Raw genomic sequence first — 14,530 nt, 5'->3', positions numbered from 1 at the left:
TTACTATTTTATTTCTACTTTCAAAAACTTATCTTTTTTAAAGCCATTCAGCCATTCATTATTTTCAACTGTCTAATTTCTAGCAAAATAATTAATGGTATTTTCTCAGGCCTATGGCAGGAATAGCACTTATCCATACAAAGAAAAGCTAGTAGCTTCGTATCAAAATCTGTGTTAAATCCATATTTATCATTGCAAATTCACCAATCAATAACAAAGGATAACGTCCGGGCGGCAAGAGTCTTCATCAAGGTGCTGGCGTGGACCGCAGCCGGTGTTAAGTACCCGCAACTCGTATGAGACCTCATCTGATTCAATCGTCCATATATAGGCTGCCACTATCTTGCTCCCGGCTCTCCACGGTTACAGCCCCGGCTTAACGTGCCAGAGCCCCGCTAGCAAGGCCCACCTCAACCGGTGGGCCTTGCTAGCGGGGCTCTGGAAACAGGGACTGCCCTATCGGGTGATGACTACCTGACGCGAGGTGAAGGCCGCGCCGGTCTGCACCTGGAGTAGATACACGCCATTAGCCAGGCCGGCGAGGTTCACCTCGTTGGTAAAGTTGTCCTTCAGCAATGTGGTGTAGACCTGCTGGCCTAGCAGATTTAGCACCTGTACGTTCAGTTGGCCGGGGGCGTTAGCCCCGCGCACGTCCACCTTCACCACGCCCGTGCTGGGGTTGGGGTACACGGATACGGCCCGGTCAAGCCCTGCCGACCGGCTCAGGGGGGTAGTCGTCGTCACTGCTTCGATCATAAACCGACCAATATCACCTGGATAAAGAGGATCATAGAAGCTAGCCCCTTGATTCGGCGCTACATCCACTAGCTCACTAGGTCCATCGTCGCCCCTGGGCGTTCTTCTAAAGAAGGTGCCGGTCCGCAGCGGCACTTCCCGCTGAAAGCCGATGGGATAGAATGACCGCTCGGCTGAAGGATTATTGGATATTACGCGGGCTACACCCACGTAAAAATCACCGGCGGCAACCGTCACTGGGCTGTTAAAAGTCAATGTCTTATAACTTCCTCCATCAGACCAAGACAATTGAAGGGGAGCAGAGCTGGCGATGATAGCGCCGGCGCTGTTGAGCAGCGTGGCATAAATGTAACGCAGGTTAATATTGTCATCATCGGCGATCATGACCCGCACACCCGTCACCGTGCGGCTAGTACTGCTCGTGTACTTGACGGCAAAAACTGCCCCGTCGTTGCCCCGTCCTCCCACGTTTTCAATAAGTCCGCTGGTGATGGCGGGGATGGTAGGGTCGGCGACGGCGAACGTAGTAGCTTCGACCTGCTGGGAGTAAGCACGCGAGTTATTCGCTGTAATACCATCTGCCGGCACGGTAACCGTGAGCGTATTCGTCCCGGTAGTACCAGGCGTGAAGGCGGCGAAGGTAACCAGGGTCGACGCGCCAGGCGCCAGGGATGCTACTATTTGGGTGTTCGCGAAGGTAGTGGCCCCCGTCACGTTCAGCGTCACGGGCAGGTTGGTGAGCGCCGAAGTGCCCACGTTGCGCACCATGGCCCGGACGGCCTGCGGACTGAGCGGCGTTTTCCCCAGCGCGTACACAGCGTCAACTGCGGCGTCGAGAGGCGCGGTCGGCTCGAAGCGAAACGTACGGCCCGCATCCGGGAGGTTAGGGCAGCTCATGTTGAACGCAAAGACCCTAACCGTACCGAAAACGTCAGTTGACCTATAGCGGCCCGCCTGGAACAAGGCCTTATTCCACGTATACCCCTCGGGCTTGTTCACTAAAACCGCGGTGGTAGCAGTATTGCCTGACCCTTTTATGCCGACGCCAATGGTCTTAAAAAGCCTGCCGTCGTTACTTGAGGTTCCTGGGCCATACACGAATTCAATCCGGTTCGAGGTTTCATACAGCTTAATCTGAAACGAGATGTTCCCAAATATTGCCCGGCTAGTTGCTGGCGAGTTATCAAAGTCGGTCACGTTTTTCCACTGCACGGTGGTTACCCGGGCCCCCACCGGCCCACTCGTCGCCACCCGATACTCGGTCGTCGCCGTTCCAGCCAGATCAAGGTTTAGCGGCAGCAGCAGGTTCGTTTCGGCTTCCGCGTTTAGGGGTCCTCCGGCTATCGACTGCCACCCCGCAAAAAAATTCCGCGGCTCCGGCGCGACCGTTCCCAGCTTGATAAAGCCGTTGGTGTTGAGCACGAAACTGGTGAAAGCCGTGCCATTGAAATTGAACGTGAACCCAATGGGCGTCGGGGCCGAGTTGGCGTCATCATTATTAGGGGTTGTAATGACCGTGCCTGCCGGGCCCAGATCGGTGTAGGTACCGGCCACGTTGGAGGCTCCCGCCGTGGTATAGTTCAGCGTCTGCGCAAAAACGCCCGTGCTGCCAAGGCCCAACAGGGTAGTAAGGGCCAGCATCCGCCAGGATGCAGTGTAAGGTTGTCTCATGAGTTGTAAGGGTGAAAAAAGGTTGGTGAGGGAAGAAAAGAAAAAATACATCCCCATATAGGGCTCAACTAAGGCCAGCTAGCGGCTTTAACCTCAACGCTACTACAGCATTATCCATAAAGGCACTACCCTCTCCAAAAAAAGGATGGCGTACTCCCAGCGGGAACCGAGCCGCTAATTCGGATTGCTCCTCTACAGTGAGGCGAGCCAGTTAATCCGGCTCTACATATGGTTTTGCAATTGTTGTGCCAGGTAGTAGCCAGAAGCAATCGAACCCATCCCGCCGAGCAACGCCGCGCGGGTGGGGAGTAATCGATTCACACGAGCAGCCACCGCCCTGACTTGTTCCTCCATCGACTCAATGGGACCACACTTTTGACGGCTACCAGGGCACGGGCACTTGGGCGGGGTATTTACTGGCTATTTGTGTGATCGGCCACCACGACCCATTTTCCATCAATCTGCCGCAGCACCAGCAGAAAATACCCTTGTAAATCTCCCGCCGCCGGCCGGGCCAGGTGCCAGTGCCCCACCACCTGCGCGGCGCCGGGGGCCAGCAGCGTCACCCGCAAGCCGCTGAAGTCCAACCGGCCCATGGCGGCGGCATCCGGATAGTTTTTCTGATAATTGGCCAGGGTGGCTTGCCAGCCGTAGGTGGGCCCCCGGCGGCCGATGAACACCAGCGAATCCGACTGCCAGTAGCCTTGCATAAACCCGGGAATGTCGCCCCGGTTCCAGGCGGCGGTTTGCGTAGTGAGTACGCTCCGAATGGCGGCCGCGGTTTCGTCCGGGCGGCCCGCTGGCCCGGGGCGGCGCAGTGCAACGCACGCGGGCAGGGCCAGGCCAGCCAGTACCATCCACCCCTTAGAATGCCGGTGAGCCATGGCTATTTGCTAATAAGCGTGTTCACGTAGGTTACCCCGCCCAAGCGGCGCATGTTTTGCAGCACCCGCTGCTGCTTGGCCCGCGCTACCGGCCCCGGGTTGGAGGCCCGGAACCGTAGCGGATTGGGCAGCACCCCGGCCAACAGCGCAGCCTCAGCTGAGCTCACCTGGCTGGCCGATTTGCCGAAGTAGCGCTGGCTGGCGGCCTCGACGCCAAAGGTGCAGTCGCCCATTTCGGCCACGCTCAGGTACATTTCCATGATGCGCCGCTTGTTCCACATAAACTCAATCAGTACCGTAAAATACGCTTCGGCCGCCTTGCGTACATAGCTCCGGCCCTGCCACAAAAACACGTTTTTAGCTACTTGCTGCGAGATGGTGCTGCCCCCCACGATGTGGGTGCCGTCGCCGTTCCAGTTGCGCTTGGCCGCTCGGGTCAGGGCGTCGAAGTCGAAGCCGTGGTGGATGAGGAAGCGTTGGTCTTCGGCTGCCACCAGGGCCAGGGGCACGGATGGCGCCACTTCGTCGATCGTGCGGAATTGGTAACGGATGTGGCGCGGGGCGGGCTGAATGCCATAGTAGCCGCGCCCCACGGGGGGGTGGGCGCGGCGGTCCAGCATCAGCCAGGTGGCCGGGGGCGACACCCAACGGTAAATCAGGACCCACGCCACCGACGCTAACACCAGGGCCGCCACCACTTGCAGCAGCAGCCGGGCGCTTTTTTTAAGGAGAACGGAAAGAGTGGGGAAGCGCGCGGAAATAGCCATTGCGGCAAAAATAGCGCGCCCCGTACGTTTTCGCCTTTCCCTCCTACCTTTCCGTCCGGCTCCCACCCGATGCCGCCAAATCCAACGGGGTACTCAACTTGTTGGGCCTTCGGTTACCTTCCCTTTTACTTGTTCTGTTGCCATGTCCCGCTTGTTACCGCTGTTTCCGCTGAATCTGGTCGTTTTCCCCGGCGAAAAGCTTAACCTGCACATCTTTGAGCCCCGCTACCGCCAGCTGGTGCGCGAGTGCATCGAGCAAGACAGCACTTTCGGCATTCCCCCCTACCTCGACAATTCCCTGAGCGAGCTGGGCACCGAAATGCGCTTGCTGAGCGTGGAGCAAACCTATGCGAGCGGCGAGCTGGACATTCGCACCAAGGCCGTGGGCGTGTTCCGCATCAACAAATTCTACCGCCAGGCGCCCGGCAAGCTCTACGCGGGGGGCCAAGTCGAAGACGTAGTGCAGGACAACGAGGCCGACCCCCTGCTGCGCGAAATCATCACCCAGCAGGTTCGCCAACTGTACGAAGCCCTCGGCCTGCGCAAGCTCCTCCTGGAGTTGGACCCGGAATACAGCATCTTCGACGTCGGCCACCACATCGGCTTCAGTACCGAGCAGGAGTACCAGCTGCTGGCCACCACCAGCGAGCAGGAACGCCAGGAAATCGTGCGCGACCACCTCGATACCATTCTGCCCGTGGTGCTCGAAACCGAGCGCCTCAAAGAGCGGGTACGGCTGAATGGTCATTTCAAAAACCTGACCCCACCTAACTTCTGACCACGGATTCGCTCGGATTTTTCGGATTACACGGATTTTGGACCACGGATTCGCCCGGATTTTTCGGATTACACGGATTTTGTAGACAATTCATCAGGGTTTGGCTTTGCACCTAAACCAACACAGAACTCAAAACAAAAGAAAAGCCACCTGATTAAGAGGCCTTTCCTTTTGCGTTGATATTAGCTAATTAGGACGACCGGCTGGATTATTCGCGCCTATCACAAAATCCGTGTAATCCGAAAAATCCGAGCGAATCCGTGGTCCTTATTTCCTCAGCCCGGCGGGTACGCCCTGCGGAAACTGGGCGGCAATTTCTTGCTGCAAATAGCTGATTCGGTTGCCGGGGTCGGGGTGGGTACTCAAAAACTCGGGCGTGGCGCTGCGGCCACCTTGTTGCGCCAGCATTTGCATTACCTGAATCATGGTGCGCGGGTCGTAGCCGGCTTGAGGGGTGAAGTCCACGGCCAGTTTATCGGCCTCCAACTCGTCTTCGCGGCCAAAACGTAGGCCAATAACCTTGGCAATGGCGGCGGCTACCGCCGCTTTGGCGGCCGACCTACCGGGGCTGTCGGGGTCGTACGAGGCAATGGTTGCCGCGCCGGCCAGGCCCTGGGTTAGGTTTGCTTTCGCCACTTGCGCCGCCGAGTGCCGGCCCACCACGTGCCCGACTTCGTGGGCCAGCACCCCGGCCAGTTGGGCCTCGGAAGTCAGCTTTTTCAGCAGGCCCTGGGTGATGAACACCTGCCCGCCCGGTAGCGCGAACGCATTGATGGTCTGGTCGTCGGCCAGCAAATGAAACTGAAATTTGTAGGGAGTCTGGCCCGCCTTGGTGCTGGCAATAATCTTCTGGCCCACCTCCCGCACGGCGGCGGCGGCCCGGGCGTCGGGGCTCTCCCCGCCGTACTGGGCCGCCATTGCCGGCGCGGCTTGCAGGCCCAAGGCTATTTCCTGGTCGGCGCTCATGTTCACGTGCTGGGTTTCGCCAGTCACCTCGTTCTTGGAAGTGTTGAAATAGTAGCCAAAAAGAGATACTGCGGCCACGATAAGGGCAATAATGAAGCGGAGATTAAGACGCATAGACAGGAAAGTAGTTAAGGAGGAAACCAGGGTAGCCACGGCTCGGCACCACGGAACCTCATGGATGAGCATTTAACGCACCCCCCTGGCCCGGGTTATTCTGCCCCCTGACACCCCTAGAGCAGGCCCAGGTAAGTTTCCACTGCCGTGTTCAGGTTGAGCCAGCGCGAGCGGTAGCCTGCTCCGGCCGGGCCGTGCAGGTACAGCACACTGCCTCCTTTAATCGTTTGCACAATGGCCGTCGTCTCGGCCACGGGCAGGGCCGGGCAGCCCTGGCTGCGCCCTAGCCGGCCGTGCGCGCGCACAAAATCCTCACACACGTAGTCGGCCCCGTGCACCACCACGGCCCGGCTTTCGGCGTTGGTGTTAAAGCCAGGGTCGAGGCCCACGAGCTTCAGCGAGAGGCCGTGTTTGCCCGTGTAGGTGGTGGGCGCGGTCCGATAAAACCCCAGGCTGCTCATCTCGGAGCCGCCCTTGTTGGAAAAGGCCAGTGGCACGTCGGCTCCACTGGCCTTGCCATGGGCCACCAACGTGTGAAACAGCACCTTGGCCTTATCCACGTCAATAACCCACAGGCGCTTCTGATGGCTTGGGCGGCTGAAATCAATCAGCGTAAGAATGGGCGGGGCAGCGCCGGGCTTAGCTGCTGAGCGGAGGTTGTAGTACCCAACCAGCCCTTCCCGGAACACAGCGAGCGGCAGGCCCGCCGCGTCCAGAGCCAGCTTGCCATACAACTCGGCGGCTCGTTGCTCAAAAGCCGTTTGGTAGTACGCCCGGCGAGCAGGCATCGGCAGGGCAGCTAGCGCTGCGGGCAGGGTTTGAGCCGCGAGTTGCCTCGTCGGACCTAGCAGCCCGAGCCACATTGCCAGTAAAAGAACCTTGTGAGGCAGCTTTAACATAGAGCCCATGCACTTTGTAAACTATTTAGAGCACCTTATACAAACCACGTACTACGCAATCAGCTCCAATTTAGTGCTTAGTTTCGCCGGTTGCTTGCTTTTAACGTCTTCGTACTTTGTTTTCTCTGCTAAAAAGAGCCCGGTTTCTCACGAGCGCCATCAGCCTGCAGTTGGGGCTGCTGACCACCAGTTGGTTTTTAGGAAGCTGTGGCCATGGGTTGTCCGAGCTTCCCGGATTTGATGCTGCGGCTTGGCGCTCCGACCCCTACGCGTGCCATGACCGCCGCCGGGCCGCGGTGCCTGCCCTGATCAAAAGCAAGGAGCAGTTGTATGAGGCCCGGGCCAACGACGTGACGGCCCTGCTCGGCCCCCCCGATGAAGAAGAGCTGCGCGCGGGCACCGAGAAAGTATACTACTACTACCTCGAGCCCGGCTCCCAGTGCGCGGCCCAGCACGCGCGCTCACAGGCACCGTGCCTGAGCCTGCGCTTTGGCCCCCTGGGTACCGTTACCGAAGTCTTAACCGATCCGCTCACTCCTACCCGAAACGCTGAAAAGGCCCGCTAAAAGATTAGCGGGCCTTTTCAGCGTTTCGGTTCAGCGCTCCTTAGCCCACTCCGGGGCTAGTGGAGGCGATAGTCGGGGTAGGCCGCCCATGGGCCTGCTGAAGCTGGCTCAATTGCGAGGGGGTGAGAATCCGACTGCAATCCAGCTCGTACTGCGCTTCGAGCTCGCTGGTCTTGGCCGCGCGCAGGGCTTCATCGTTTTTATATTCCTGGTTGATGCTGTTCAACTGGGCCAGCTTGGTGCGGTTCAGGGGCAGCAAGTGCAGGAACTGTCCCTCATTGAGGTGCAGACGACTGGTCATTTCCCGGGTTACCGTGAGGGCGTCGTTACCTGGGCTGGGGTTCGTCACCGCTTGCTCCGGTAAGCGGCCGGGCGTTTGAGCATGGGCGCCGAAAGCCCCCAGCGACAGTAAAAAAATCAATGCGGAAGTTGGTAGCTTAATCATATGAATGATAGATTGGTATTAGGGATAGACAACTATTTATTTTTTATAACTAACGACTTAACGTCTCCGGTGGATTTAGTTCTACCTTAAATTCTTTTGTTAAATTTTTATTGGAGCTGTTTGGTCATGAAAAAAGACAGCCTCTTGTGAGGCTGTCTTTTTTGTTTTTTTGTCGGGGGCAATAGCTAATCCAGGCTGGCGATGGGCTGATGATCAGGGCTTTTGAAATACTGCATGGCTACCAGGGTGACGATCACGCCCCACATTGAGCCGAGCAGGATGATGCCCAGGCCACCAATGAGCACGCCCAGGTCGGCCCCAAATAAATCGCGGGCTTGAATGCGTTGGGCGCTGCCTACGTCTCCGCCGCTCAGCCCGCCCAGCAACCAGAAGAAGCCGGCCAGCAGCACCGAGGCCGTCAGCGCCGTAATAATACCGGTGCCAAAACCTTGCAGATAGGACATTCGGTTGCCCTGGCTGCGTTTGAAACGCATAATGGCCATCACTACGCCCACGGTCAGAAACACGAGGTCGAGCGTGCCGGCCTCAATTTTGTCGAGGAAGCCCGCCAGGGCGGCCAAGCCGGTGTAGAGAATTAAAACCACGGCCGTGTAGACGCCCATGCGCAAGCCGTTGCTTTCGGAGGTTAGTTGCGTAGCAGCCATCATCGGTAAATTAGAAATGGAAAAAGACCAGTCGGGTCGGGACTCAGGCTTTTTATACTGTCTCTGCCGGTTAGAAGTTATGCTAACGGGCTTTTTCGTGCGATTACGCGCCATTAGCCGGCTATTCGCGCCGAAACGGGGGCACTAATTCGCTAGCTGGCCGGTTATTTTCATCTCGGTTGCCTCCTACTTTCTCAACGTAGATTCTGGCCCGGGTCTTGTTGCGTAATTTTGCGAACTGCTGCGCTCAGGCGGGCGGTTTTTGTGTGCTACTATTTTCTGACTGAATGATTTCCACCACCAATGTGAGCCTGCGCTACGGCAAGCGCATCCTGTTTGAAGACGTTACCGCTAAGTTCTTGCCCGGCAACTGCTATGGTCTGATCGGGGCCAACGGCGCGGGCAAATCTACCTTTCTAAAAATTCTTTCCGGCGAGCTGGAGCCCAATACCGGCTCGGTGGAAATGCCCGCCGGCCAGCGCCTGGCCGTGCTCAAGCAGAACCAGTTTGCTTACGACGACCAGCTCGTGCTGCAAACCGTGATTCAGGGCCACCAGCGGCTGTACGCGGTGATGCAGGAAAAGGACGCCCTTTACGCCAAACCCGACTTTAGCGACGCCGACGGCGAGCGCGCCGCCGAGCTCGAAGGCGAGTTCGCCGACCTCGAAGGCTGGAACGCCGAGTACGAAGCGGCCGAGCTGCTCTCCGGCCTCGGCATCACCGAAGACAAGCACCACGCCCTGATGGCCGACCTCGGCGCCAGCGAGAAAGTACGCGTGCTGCTGGCTCAGGCCCTGTTCGGCAACCCCGACGTGCTGCTGCTCGACGAGCCGACCAACAACCTCGACGCGGAGAGCGTGCTGTGGCTCGAAAACTTCCTCGACTCTTTCCAGAACACGGTTATCGTGGTGAGCCACGACCGCCACTTCCTCGACGCCGTGTGCAACTACATGGCCGACCTGGACTTTGGCAAGATCACCATGTACCCGGGCAACTATACCTTCTGGTACGAAAGCAGCCAACTGGCCCTGCGCCAACGCCAGGACGCTAACAAGAAAACCGAAGACCGCCGCAAGGAGCTGGAGGAATTCGTGCGCCGCTTCTCGGCCAACGCCAGCAAGAGCAAGCAGGCTACTTCGCGCCAGAAGCTGCTGCAAAAGCTCACCCTCGAAGATATTAAACCCAGCTCGCGCCGCTACCCCTACATCGCTTTCAAGTCGGAGCGGGAACCCGGCAACCAACTGCTGAGCATCGAAAACCTGAGCGCCACGGTCGACGGTCAGACGGTGTTCAAAAACGTCACGTTCACCCTCGACAAGAAGGACAAGGTGGCCATTGTCGGCCGCGACGACCGGGCTGCTTCCCTGCTCTTCGACATCCTGTTTGGGGAAGCGAAGCCGGCCACCGGCGAGTACAAGTGGGGCACTACCATCACCCCCAGCTACTTCCCCAAGGAAAATAATAATTACTTCCAATCCGGCGAGTTGAACCTGGTCGACTGGCTCCGACAGTACTCGGTCGAGAAGGACGAGAGCTTTGTGCGCGGCTGGCTGGGCCGGATGCTGTTTTCGGGCGAGGAATCCCAGAAGAAGTCCAACGTACTGAGCGGCGGGGAGAAAGTGCGCTGCATGCTCTCTAAAATGATGCTCGAAGGCGGCAACGTACTGGTGCTCGACGACCCCACCAACCACCTGGACCTGGAAAGCATCACCGCCCTGAACAACGCCTTGCGCGACTACACCGGCTCGCTGCTCTTCGCCTCGCACGACTTACAGTTCATCGACACCGTAGCTAATCGCATCATCGAGCTGACCCCGGACGGCATTATCGACCGCCGCATGAACTACGAAGAATACCTGGCCGATGAAACCCTGAAGTCTCAGCGCCAGAAGATGTACAAAATGGCCTAACGCCGCGTTTCACGGGGAATCAACAGGGGAGAAATTTTGCTGCTCCCGATTCGTTAGCTCCTCGTTTTTTCTCCCCACCCCTCCTCTTCACATTATGAAACAACGTTTGCTTCCGTTGCTGCTCCTCGCGGGCGTTGCTTGCTGGCCCGCCCACCGTGCCCAGGCGCAGGACAAGCCCGTACTCAACTCCGCGCCTCCCGGACCGCCACCGACTCAGCCGCGCCCGACAACGCCTCAGCCCGCCCCCGCGCCTGCGTCGGCTCCCACCTCCGACCCGGCGCCCACGACGGCCCCGACCCCTCCTGCCGTACCAACGCCCGACGCTCCTTCCGGATTGAATTTCCCGAACCGGACGCTGCCCAAACTCGGTGCTGATGACGACCAGGCTTATAAGAAGAAGTTCATTTACACCAACTTTGGCCTGGGGTTCTCCTCTTACAACGACGTAAGCCAGTTCAACGTGAGCGCGGCTCCGGCCTTGGGTTTTCGGCTAACCAAAAACCTAGCACTTGGTCCTGGTATTTCTTATGCCTACAGTAGCTACTCGGTTCCGAAAGGATACGCCCTGACTGCCAATGGGGACCGTAGCATTTCGACCAGCAGCGTCGGGTTCAAAGCCTTTGCCCAATACATTGTGTACAAAGAATTCTTTGTCCATGCGGAGTACGAAGTAACCAGTGCGCAGCTGCTGAGCGACGACGGCCGTTTCTATTCGAAAGTTACCCGCACCGTTACAACTCCCCTCGCCGGGCTTGGCTACCGCTCCTATATCAGCGAAGATGCCGCGTTCGACATCGTGGGGCTCTACAATTTCGACAACACCATTTATTCGCTCTACCCGGGCTTTGTGCTGCGCTTTAGCTTTCTGTTCAACATCGGTAAGTAATTGCCCCCGGTTTAGAAGGCCTAAAAAAGCCGCGCTGAGCACTCAGTGCGGCTTTTTTAGGCCTTCTGCTTTATCCGAAGACGGAGTTATACCGCGCTCCGGCCGCTAATTACGCGGAGGAGAATGGCAATGATGGCAATTACGAGCAGGGTATGAATAATACCACCCGTGTAAAAGCTACCAAAGTAGCTTACTGCCCAGATAATGATGAGGATGACGGCGATAATATAAAGGAGGTTACCCATGGCTTGAGAATAGAAAAGTGAAAGAAAATGACGAGGTTATGCTGCTTTGTACGCGGGCTATATCAAAAGGATATATTTCACCGAAAAATAATTTTGTCGGGGCGCACAAAAAGGCCGGGTGTTGGTAGCATCGTAGCTTTGCTACACCGCACTACCTTCTCTTTTTCTTAGCAACTCTCCCACCATTTTTTTCGCTGGTTTTATGAACGTCGCCGTTATTGGCTCTGGTACCATGGGCAATGGCATTGCTCACGTTTTTGCACAACACGGCTTTGCCGTGGCTCTCATCGACATCAACCAACCGGCGCTGGACCGGGCACTGGGCACCATCACCAAAAACCTGGACCGCCAAGTGGCCAAAGCGACCCTGAGCGAGGAAGCCAAGGCCGCTACCCTGAGCCGCCTGCGCACCTTCACCTCGCTCGAGGCCGGCGTGGCCGGAGCGGGCCTCGTGGTAGAAGCCGCCACCGAGAACGTGGACCTGAAGCTGCAAATCTTCCGCGACCTGGACCAGTACGCCCCCGCCGAGGCAATTCTGGCGTCGAATACCTCGTCGATTTCCATCACCAAAATCGCGGCCGTCACCAAGCGTCCGCAGCAGGTGATTGGCATGCACTTCATGAACCCCGTGCCGGTCATGAAGCTAGTTGAAGTCATTCGGGGCTATGCCACTTCCGACGCCGTTACCCAGCAGGTGATGGACTTGTCGCGGCAACTGGGCAAAATCCCCACCGAGGTAAACGACTATCCCGGCTTCGTGGCCAACCGTATTCTGATGCCCATGATTAACGAGGCCATCATCACGCTGTTCGAGGGCGTGGCCGGCGTGGAAGAAATCGACACGGTGATGAAGCTGGGCATGGCCCACCCCATGGGCCCCCTGCAGCTGGCCGACTTCATTGGCCTGGACGTGTGCCTGGCTATCCTGCGAGTGTTGCACGAAGGCCTCGGCAACCCCAAATACGCTCCTTGCCCGCTGCTGGTAAACATGGTAATGGCCGGCCGCCTCGGGGCCAAATCAGGTGAGGGCTTCTACCAGTACACCGCTGGCTCGAAGGACCTGGTCGTGGCCGCCCGGTTCCGGCAATAGGGTCTTTGGTGCTGAAACCGCATACGGTATCCGCCAGCACCGTCTACTCGCAAAAGCCCCGGCGCTGTATTGTTCCGGGGCTTTTTGCGCCCGGTGGTTCAGGAGAGTGCCCTTCAGGAGCCTTACTGCTCCGCCGAGGGCAGATTACATTGGCTCGGCTTACGGGGGTGCGGAACGAAATAACCTGCGCCTCCTCTGCGATGTTACGGGTTACTATTGTCGTTTATTTAGAATTTCCCTATCATGGAACAAGCAACATTCGGAGCCGGGTGCTTTTGGTGCGTCGAGGCCGTTTTTCAGAACCTCAAAGGAGTGGAAAAAGTAGTGTCGGGTTACGCCGGCGGCCGCATCAGAAATCCAACCTACAAAGAGGTGTGCAGCGGGCTGACCGGCCACGCCGAAGTCATCACCATCACCTTCGACCCAGCCGTTATCAGCTATAAGGAGCTGCTGGAAATCTTCTGGAAAACCCACGACCCCACCACCCTCAACCGCCAGGGCAACGACACCGGCACCCAGTACCGCTCGGTGATTTATTACCACAGCGACGAGCAAAAGCAGCTCGCCGAAGCCTACAAGCAGCAGCTCAACGATGGCCACGCCTTCCCTAACCCCGTGGTAACGGAAATTACGGCCGCGCCCGAGTTTTTCCCGGCTGAAGACTATCACCAGAACTACTTCAACCTGCACGGCCACGAGCCCTATTGCCAGTTTGTGGCGCGGCCTAAAGTAGATAAGGTCAAAGCCTTATTCGGGGAAAAGCTCAAAGCTTGATCATTGCTCATCAACAAAAAAGAGGCCCGCTGGCATTCAGCGGGCCTCTTTTTTGCCGATGAACAACGTTGGCACGTAACAAGTTAGCTTCATCCCCCGGTTGCTATTCGGGGTCGTTCTGGTTGGGGCCTCACCCCCCAGCCCTACCGGGTACGACCCCGAATCTGCTTGATGCGCAGAGTCCGTTGGAGAAGGGGAGCCAGCCGAGGAAAGCCGCGCCGCAGCGCTGGGGTGAGTCGGCTAAATTGCTACTCCGTGCTCGCGCAGGGCGTCGTTCAGGCTCGTTTTTAAATCCGTGCTGGCCTTGCGCTGGCCGATAATCAGCGCGCAGGGCACCTGGTATTCGCCGGCCGGGAACCGCTTGGGAATGGAGCCGGGAATGACCACCGAGCGCGGCGGCACGTAGCCCCGGTATTCTTTCGGCTCGGGGCCGGTCACGTCGATGATTTTGGTGCTGCCGGTGATGGTAACGCCGGCGCCAATCACGGCTTCCTGGCCCACCCGGCAGCCTTCGACCAGGATGCTGCGCGAGCCGATAAAGGCCCCGTCTTCGATGATGACCGGGGCCGCCTGCACAGGCTCCAGCACCCCACCCAGGCCCACCCCGCCGCTCAGGTGTACTCCTTTGCCTACTTGAGCGCAGGAGCCGACCGTAGCCCACGTGTCCACCATGGTGCCTTCGCCCACGTAGGCGCCAATGTTGACGTAGCTCGGCATGAGAATGACGCCAGGCGCCAGGAAGGCGCCGTAACGGGCCGTGGCGGGCGGCACCACGCGCACCTGCTGGCCGGCGTAGTCGGTTTTCAGGCGCATCTTGTCGTGGTACTCGAAGGGGCCTACCGATTCGGTTTGCATCTGCTGCAGAGGGAAATAGAGGATGACGGCCTTTTTCACCCAGTCGTGTACCTGCCAGTCCTGGCCGGCGGCGGTGGGCTCCGCGACGCGCAGCCGGCCTTTATCCAACTCTTCAATCACGTGGGCAATGGCCGCTTTGGTATCGGCGTTTTGGAGCAGGGCGCGGTCGGCCCAGGCTTGCTCGATCAGAATTTGAAAATCAGGCATACGGGAGGAAATGTTGCTGGAGAAAATGCCGCCGGGAAACTTCCCAGCCGCG

The 14,530-nt window shown here is 58.2% G+C and carries 15 protein-coding genes; 6 read left to right on the top strand and 9 right to left on the bottom strand.

Features of this window, described 5'->3' with window-relative positions:
- Window positions 1–456 precede the first annotated feature (456 nt).
- The 3 genes from IC235_RS13925 to mtgA form a co-directional block, all read right to left on the bottom strand.
- Window positions 457–2,427, bottom strand: a complete 1,971-nt coding sequence (locus IC235_RS13925; protein ID WP_191005794.1) for a T9SS type A sorting domain-containing protein — start codon at window positions 2,425–2,427, stop codon at window positions 457–459.
- A 413-nt stretch (window positions 2,428–2,840) separates the two neighbouring features.
- The gene (locus IC235_RS13920) at window positions 2,841–3,311 is read right to left on the bottom strand and encodes a YybH family protein (RefSeq protein WP_223847301.1); all 471 of its coding nucleotides are present in this window, start codon (window positions 3,309–3,311) and stop codon (window positions 2,841–2,843) included.
- Between the two features lie 2 nt (window positions 3,312–3,313).
- Window positions 3,314–4,078 carry a monofunctional biosynthetic peptidoglycan transglycosylase gene (gene mtgA, locus IC235_RS13915; protein ID WP_191005793.1) on the bottom strand — a complete coding sequence of 255 codons (765 nt, stop codon included), beginning with the start codon at window positions 4,076–4,078 and terminating at the stop codon, window positions 3,314–3,316.
- Window positions 4,079–4,220: 142 nt separating this feature from the next.
- Between mtgA and IC235_RS13910 the strand changes: the two genes are divergently transcribed.
- On the top strand, window positions 4,221–4,856 hold the full coding sequence (locus tag IC235_RS13910; RefSeq protein ID WP_191005792.1) for an LON peptidase substrate-binding domain-containing protein: 636 nt from the start codon (window positions 4,221–4,223) through the stop codon (window positions 4,854–4,856).
- Between the two features lie 267 nt (window positions 4,857–5,123).
- Here IC235_RS13910 and IC235_RS13905 read toward each other — a convergent pair whose 3' ends face one another.
- A complete protein-coding gene (locus tag IC235_RS13905; RefSeq protein ID WP_191005791.1) occupies window positions 5,124–5,936 on the bottom strand; it encodes a M48 family metalloprotease in 813 nt (270 codons plus the stop codon).
- A gap of 116 nt (window positions 5,937–6,052) precedes the next feature.
- A complete protein-coding gene (locus tag IC235_RS13900; protein WP_223847300.1) occupies window positions 6,053–6,835 on the bottom strand; it encodes a murein L,D-transpeptidase catalytic domain family protein in 783 nt (260 codons plus the stop codon).
- Between the two features lie 116 nt (window positions 6,836–6,951).
- Between IC235_RS13900 and IC235_RS13895 the strand changes: the two genes are divergently transcribed.
- Window positions 6,952–7,401, top strand: coding sequence for a hypothetical protein (locus IC235_RS13895; RefSeq protein ID WP_191005789.1), 450 nt, complete (start codon window positions 6,952–6,954; stop codon window positions 7,399–7,401).
- A 40-nt stretch (window positions 7,402–7,441) separates the two neighbouring features.
- Here the strand turns inward: IC235_RS13895 and IC235_RS13890 are convergent, their stop codons facing one another.
- Window positions 7,442–7,846: a hypothetical protein gene (locus tag IC235_RS13890; RefSeq protein ID WP_191005788.1), complete on the bottom strand. Its 405-nt coding sequence runs from the start codon at window positions 7,844–7,846 to the stop codon at window positions 7,442–7,444.
- Between the two features lie 185 nt (window positions 7,847–8,031).
- Window positions 8,032–8,514: a DUF4199 domain-containing protein gene (locus IC235_RS13885; RefSeq protein WP_191005787.1), complete on the bottom strand. Its 483-nt coding sequence runs from the start codon at window positions 8,512–8,514 to the stop codon at window positions 8,032–8,034.
- A gap of 284 nt (window positions 8,515–8,798) precedes the next feature.
- Between IC235_RS13885 and IC235_RS13880 the strand changes: the two genes are divergently transcribed.
- Together IC235_RS13880 and IC235_RS13875 are read left to right on the top strand one after the other, a co-directional pair.
- Window positions 8,799–10,421 carry an ABC-F family ATP-binding cassette domain-containing protein gene (locus IC235_RS13880; protein ID WP_191005786.1) on the top strand — a complete coding sequence of 541 codons (1,623 nt, stop codon included), beginning with the start codon at window positions 8,799–8,801 and terminating at the stop codon, window positions 10,419–10,421.
- A gap of 94 nt (window positions 10,422–10,515) precedes the next feature.
- The gene (locus tag IC235_RS13875) at window positions 10,516–11,307 is read left to right on the top strand and encodes a hypothetical protein (protein ID WP_191005785.1); all 792 of its coding nucleotides are present in this window, start codon (window positions 10,516–10,518) and stop codon (window positions 11,305–11,307) included.
- Between the two features lie 86 nt (window positions 11,308–11,393).
- Here IC235_RS13875 and IC235_RS13870 read toward each other — a convergent pair whose 3' ends face one another.
- Entirely contained in the window at window positions 11,394–11,552 is a 159-nt protein-coding gene (locus tag IC235_RS13870) for a lmo0937 family membrane protein (RefSeq protein ID WP_191005784.1), read from the bottom strand.
- Between the two features lie 202 nt (window positions 11,553–11,754).
- On the opposite strand from IC235_RS13870, the gene IC235_RS13865 reads away from it, so the two are divergent.
- Together IC235_RS13865 and msrA are read left to right on the top strand one after the other, a co-directional pair.
- On the top strand, window positions 11,755–12,642 hold the full coding sequence (locus tag IC235_RS13865) for a 3-hydroxybutyryl-CoA dehydrogenase (RefSeq protein WP_191005783.1): 888 nt from the start codon (window positions 11,755–11,757) through the stop codon (window positions 12,640–12,642).
- Window positions 12,643–12,885: 243 nt separating this feature from the next.
- Window positions 12,886–13,416, top strand: coding sequence for a peptide-methionine (S)-S-oxide reductase MsrA (msrA, locus tag IC235_RS13860; protein ID WP_191005782.1), 531 nt, complete (start codon window positions 12,886–12,888; stop codon window positions 13,414–13,416).
- A gap of 240 nt (window positions 13,417–13,656) precedes the next feature.
- Here msrA and IC235_RS13855 read toward each other — a convergent pair whose 3' ends face one another.
- Window positions 13,657–14,478 carry a 2,3,4,5-tetrahydropyridine-2,6-dicarboxylate N-succinyltransferase gene (locus tag IC235_RS13855; protein WP_191005781.1) on the bottom strand — a complete coding sequence of 274 codons (822 nt, stop codon included), beginning with the start codon at window positions 14,476–14,478 and terminating at the stop codon, window positions 13,657–13,659.
- Between the last annotated feature and the right edge of the window lie 52 nt (window positions 14,479–14,530).

Origin of the sequence: Hymenobacter montanus (assembly GCF_014699115.1) — a bacterium.
In the GTDB taxonomy this organism is placed as follows: domain Bacteria; phylum Bacteroidota; class Bacteroidia; order Cytophagales; family Hymenobacteraceae; genus Hymenobacter; species Hymenobacter montanus.
The sequence above is the reverse complement of the archived record's forward strand: the minus strand, read 5'-3'. Positions and strand labels throughout refer to the sequence as shown.

Bases quoted from the DNA above. Each gene is read 5' to 3' on its own strand.
- IC235_RS13925 (WP_191005794.1), bottom strand. From the start codon at position 2,427: ATGAGACAACCTTACACTGCATCCTGGCGGATGCTGGCCCTTACTACC.
- IC235_RS13920 (WP_223847301.1), bottom strand. From the start codon at position 3,311: ATGGCTCACCGGCATTCTAAGGGGTGGATGGTACTGGCTGGCCTGGCC.
- mtgA (WP_191005793.1), bottom strand. From the start codon at position 4,078: ATGGCTATTTCCGCGCGCTTCCCCACTCTTTCCGTTCTCCTTAAAAAA.
- IC235_RS13910 (WP_191005792.1), top strand. From the start codon at position 4,221: ATGTCCCGCTTGTTACCGCTGTTTCCGCTGAATCTGGTCGTTTTCCCC.
- IC235_RS13905 (WP_191005791.1), bottom strand. From the start codon at position 5,936: ATGCGTCTTAATCTCCGCTTCATTATTGCCCTTATCGTGGCCGCAGTA.
- IC235_RS13900 (WP_223847300.1), bottom strand. From the start codon at position 6,835: ATGTTAAAGCTGCCTCACAAGGTTCTTTTACTGGCAATGTGGCTCGGG.
- IC235_RS13890 (WP_191005788.1), bottom strand. From the start codon at position 7,846: ATGATTAAGCTACCAACTTCCGCATTGATTTTTTTACTGTCGCTGGGG.
- IC235_RS13885 (WP_191005787.1), bottom strand. From the start codon at position 8,514: ATGATGGCTGCTACGCAACTAACCTCCGAAAGCAACGGCTTGCGCATG.
- IC235_RS13880 (WP_191005786.1), top strand. From the start codon at position 8,799: ATGATTTCCACCACCAATGTGAGCCTGCGCTACGGCAAGCGCATCCTG.
- IC235_RS13875 (WP_191005785.1), top strand. From the start codon at position 10,516: ATGAAACAACGTTTGCTTCCGTTGCTGCTCCTCGCGGGCGTTGCTTGC.
- IC235_RS13870 (WP_191005784.1), bottom strand. From the start codon at position 11,552: ATGGGTAACCTCCTTTATATTATCGCCGTCATCCTCATCATTATCTGG.
- IC235_RS13865 (WP_191005783.1), top strand. From the start codon at position 11,755: ATGAACGTCGCCGTTATTGGCTCTGGTACCATGGGCAATGGCATTGCT.
- msrA (WP_191005782.1), top strand. From the start codon at position 12,886: ATGGAACAAGCAACATTCGGAGCCGGGTGCTTTTGGTGCGTCGAGGCC.
- IC235_RS13855 (WP_191005781.1), bottom strand. From the start codon at position 14,478: ATGCCTGATTTTCAAATTCTGATCGAGCAAGCCTGGGCCGACCGCGCC.